The sequence below is a fragment of the Marivita sp. genome (assembly GCF_051859345.1).
GTDB lineage: Bacteria > Pseudomonadota > Alphaproteobacteria > Rhodobacterales > Rhodobacteraceae > Marivita.
The window spans coordinates 1-3,959 of the sequence record NZ_JBHYFV010000086.1; the positions used below are offsets into that span (position 1 = coordinate 1).

The window sequence follows — 3,959 nt, forward strand, 5'->3', positions numbered from 1 at the left end:
AACTCGACGGCATCGACATCCCGATCCTGATCGACCACATGGGCCGCCCCGACGCCTCCAGGGGAACAGAGGACGAGAGCATCGTCGCGCTCAAGAAGTTGATGGACCGCGGCAACGTCTGGGTGATGCTGTCGCTCGGCGAGAAGATCACGAAGTCGGGACCGCCCTACGATGACGTGGTCCCCCTGGCCCGGGAACTCGTCGCACACGCGCCCGAGCGCTGTGTCTGGGCCTCGGACTGGCCACACCCGGTATCGAAACAACAGCCCCCCAACGATGCCGACCTGCTGGAGCTGTTCTATCGCTACGTGCCCGACGAGGCCCTGCGCAAACAGATCCTCGTCGAAAACCCTGCCCGCCTCTTTGGCTTCGACCCATGGCAAGACGCACAATGAGACTGTCCAAAGCCATCGACAAAGCAAAATCCAAAGGCCAAAGCCTGAAAAACGGCTGGATGACCGCCGGATAACAGGAGTAAGAACATGGGCGAAGTCCAAAGAAATCTGATTGGCGGGGTGTGGCGCGAGGCTAAGGAATCCTCGGAAAACCGCAATCCGTCGGACATATCCGACCTGATTGGCCTCTACGCCCGTGGCGGGGCGCAGGATGTGAGCGATGCAGCGGACGCCGCGCAGGCCGCCGCCGACGGCTGGGCTTGTGACACCCCGCAGGCGCGCGCCGACCTGCTGGACCGTGTAGCCACCAGCATCACCGCTTGCGAGGATGAACTGGCACGGGCGCTGGCGCGAGAAGAAGGCAAGGTGCTACCTGAGGCCCTGAGCGAGGTGCGCCGCGCGGCTCAAGTCTTCCGCTACTTCTCTGGCGAAGCGCTGCGGCTGTCCGGTGACGCGTTGGCCTCTGTCCGTGCCGGTGTCGACGTCGAGGTAACACGAGAGCCGTTGGGTGTGGTCGGCATCATCACGCCATGGAATTTCCCGATTGCCATTCCCGCCTGGAAGATCGCCCCCGCGCTGGCCTACGGCAATTGCGTGGTCTTTAAACCGTCGGAACAGACCCCCGGTTCTGCGCATCTGCTTGCCGAGATCATCCATACTGCGGGCTGTCCGGCGGGGGTGTTCAACCTCGTGATGGGGCGTGGTTCGATTGTCGGTGAGGCGATGGCCGCAGATGTGCGGATCAAGGGGATATCCTTTACTGGGTCGGTGCCGGTGGGGCGGCAACTGGCGGCGGCCTGCGCGGCCAGCATGAAAAAGCTCCAGATGGAGATGGGTGGAAAGAACCCGATGATCGTCATGGACGACGCCGACCTGGGTACCGCTGTCTCGGCCTGCCTGAACGGGGCCTATTTCCAGACCGGGCAGCGCTGCACGGCGTCGTCCCGGCTGATCGTGCAATCGGGCATACATGATGCGTTCGTTGACGCGTTGGCTCGCCAGATGCAGGCGTTGAAGGTCGGGCACGCACTGGAAGAAGGTATGCAGATCGGCCCGGTCGCCTCTGCAAACCAGTTGAAGGGGAACCTGTCCTATGTTGCGCTCGCGGCGGAAGAAGGATGTGAGGTGTTGGGCGGCGAGCAATTGAACCGGGACACCGAGGGTAATTTCCAGGCCCCGGCCTTGTTTCTCAATTCCAGCAACGACATGCGCAGTGCGCGTGAGGAGATCTTTGGCCCCTGTGCCAGCGTGATCCGGGTGGATGGGTTTGACGAGGCCGTAGCCTTGGCCAATGACACGCCTTTTGGCCTGTCATCCGGCATTTGCACGACCAACCTGCGCTTCGCCCGCGAATTCAGGCGCCGCTCGGCCGCCGGAATGGTGATGGTCAATTTGCCTACGGCGGGGGTGGACTATCATGTGCCGTTCGGCGGGCGCAAAGGGTCCAGCTTTGGCGCCCGCGAGCAGGGCAGCTACGCGGCTGAGTTCTATACCTCAGTCAAAACGGCCTATGTGTACGTGGGGTGACCCGCGTACTGGAACGACATCGTGACAACGCCGCACAGGATGCATGAACATGCCCGACACAGCCACTGACGCACCGGCCCCCCGGATCGCGCTGATCCATGCACTCGAAGAATCCGTGGCGCCGATCCGCAGGGCCTTCGCCTCGCTCTGGCCCGATGCGCAGACCGCCGATCTGCTGGATGCCTCGCTTTCCGCCGATCTGATGCGGGCCGGAGCGCTGGACGAGGCGATGGTGCAGCGCTTTCTCACGCTGGGCCGCTATGCCGCCAGTGGCACGGGTAGCCTTGATACCCGCGCGATCCTCTTCACCTGCTCGGCCTTTGGCCCGGCTATCGGGGCCGTCAAGGCGGACCTGCCGATACCGGTCATGCGTCCCAACGAAGCCGCTTTCGACGAAGCGCTGGAAATGGGCGAGCGTATCGCGCTGGTGGTGACTTTTGCACCCTCGCTGCCCAGCTTGACACGCGAATTGCAGGACATGGCGCAAGCGCGGGGGAAAACCGTGCAGATTACCCCTGTATTCGCCGAGGGCGCTCTTTCCGCCCTGAATGCCGGGGAAGGGGCGCGGCACGATGAGGCCGTGCTCCGTGCCTGCGAAGGGCTTGGCCAACAGGAGTCCATTGTGCTTGGCCAGTTTAGCCTTGCCCGCGCGGCGCGCGTATTGCAGCCGCAGGCCGATTGCCCTGTCGTCACCACACCTGACAGTGCCGTGCGCGCCTTGCGCCAACTGGTGATGAATGCCTGAGAATGGGCCATTCGACGACCTTCCGGCACCCGGACCCGAGCCGTGCGATCGGGGACGCGGGTTCAGACCTCCGGTAGAAACAACCGCAACCCCAACCGGCACCTTGAGAATGGCCAGTTTTGCCGAAACCAGTGACTGGCAATTCGCTTTCTTGCCCGCTGATGAGACCAACACCGACCGAGCGTTCGCCTCGCCCCGCTCGCGCATGACAGCGGTGCCCTTCGCGGAAAACGTGCCATTTGTGGAAGGGGGTGGCTGTTGCGGCACGTCCTTTTCAGACCGATCTTGTTGCCAGCCATCACGGCCAGGGTCTGAAAACCTTTGCTGAACGGCTTCGTGCCGCGGGACAAACGCACAAGGTGGTCATCACGGCGATTGCCCGAAAGCTCGTCACGATTGCGAAGGCGCTGCGGATTTCAGAAATACCGGACAGGGATTTCACTAAATCTCGGACAGCGGTTTCAGTAATTCCCGGACAGCTAGGTGGTGGCTGATCCTTGCGCTGCGTTCATTGGTCTTGGGTGATGATTTCGGTGTTTTCAGTCGTTGTCAATTCTAGCTTTGTGCTTTTCCGGCGCATGCTGTCACCTTTCAGCTCAATGCGGTGGGCATTGTATATGATGCGGTCGAGAATGGCATCTGCGATGGTGGCAGGCGCGCAAGCACTGGATGGAGGGCCGACGCGAATGGCGCAAGGTGCATCTGGCCATGGACCCGGCCATGTCCGACATCCGCGCCGTCGAGTTCACCCCCAACCTGAACTGTCATGCGCGTGCCGCTGGAAGAAGACATGCGCTCTTACATCGAGTCACGAGGCCGGAAATTTGCGAAACCCGCATCAGGCGGGCGGATTGGATTCATCAGCAGCGTCCAAGTTCCCCATCTTGGCCCTATTGACGATCTTGAAGCGCGGCTTGTGCAGCGAAAACTTTGCGATATCTTCTTCAAGTAGACCCGAGTCCGTGATTATGAGGTCAATTGAGCCGATGGGAACTGTGCGGTGAAGGGCGCAGGACATGAATCGGCTGCTGTCGGCGATGAGCACAACTTCTCTTGCTGCCGCGGCCATCGCCCGCTTCATATGCCCCAGCTCGAGGTTGGTTTCCGACGTGCCGGTCTCGTCGATTGCAGTCGCCGAGGTGAAGAAGACATCGCAATGGATATCCTTCAAGAAACTCAGCCCTGGCTCGCCCAACAGACTGTAGGACCCGACACGGCAGGCACCTCCCGGCACGATCAGCGTGATATTGTCGCGGTAGGTCAGCTGCTTGGCAACGTAGAGATCGTTGGTG

Annotated in this window: 4 protein-coding genes and 2 pseudogenes; 4 read left to right on the forward strand and 2 right to left on the reverse strand. The window is 61.5% G+C overall.

What is annotated here, in order from left to right:
* The 3 genes from ACTIEN_RS21905 to ACTIEN_RS21915 all read left to right on the forward strand — a co-directional run.
* On the forward strand, positions 1-395 hold a 395-nt coding region (locus ACTIEN_RS21905; protein ID WP_439525267.1), incomplete at its 5' end, for an amidohydrolase family protein.
* A gap of 87 nt (positions 396-482) precedes the next feature.
* Positions 483-1,922: an aldehyde dehydrogenase family protein gene (locus ACTIEN_RS21910; protein WP_439525268.1), complete on the forward strand. Its 1,440-nt coding sequence runs from the start codon at positions 483-485 to the stop codon at positions 1,920-1,922.
* A gap of 49 nt (positions 1,923-1,971) precedes the next feature.
* Complete coding sequence (locus tag ACTIEN_RS21915; RefSeq protein WP_439525269.1) at positions 1,972-2,667, forward strand: aspartate/glutamate racemase family protein; 696 nt, start codon at positions 1,972-1,974, stop codon at positions 2,665-2,667.
* A 508-nt stretch (positions 2,668-3,175) separates the two neighbouring features.
* Here ACTIEN_RS21915 and ACTIEN_RS21920 read toward each other — a convergent pair.
* Positions 3,176-3,355, reverse strand: a complete 180-nt coding sequence (locus ACTIEN_RS21920; RefSeq protein ID WP_439525270.1) for an ATP-binding protein — start codon at positions 3,353-3,355, stop codon at positions 3,176-3,178.
* Here ACTIEN_RS21920 and ACTIEN_RS21925 point away from each other — a divergent pair.
* Positions 3,316-3,423, forward strand: a pseudogene (locus ACTIEN_RS21925) (IS5/IS1182 family transposase); the annotation flags it as partial. The gene ACTIEN_RS21920 and the pseudogene ACTIEN_RS21925 sit on opposite strands and share 40 nt — an antisense overlap.
* Positions 3,424-3,505: 82 nt before the next feature.
* On the opposite strand, the pseudogene ACTIEN_RS21930 reads toward ACTIEN_RS21925, so the two are convergent.
* Positions 3,506-3,959: pseudogene (locus ACTIEN_RS21930) on the reverse strand (DeoR/GlpR family DNA-binding transcription regulator); the annotation flags it as partial.

Excerpts from the sequence above, each read along its gene's own strand:
- ACTIEN_RS21915 (WP_439525269.1), top strand. The coding sequence starts at position 1,972 with ATGCCCGACACAGCCACTGACGCACCGGCCCCCCGGATCGCGCTGATC.
- ACTIEN_RS21910 (WP_439525268.1), top strand. The coding sequence starts at position 483 with ATGGGCGAAGTCCAAAGAAATCTGATTGGCGGGGTGTGGCGCGAGGCT.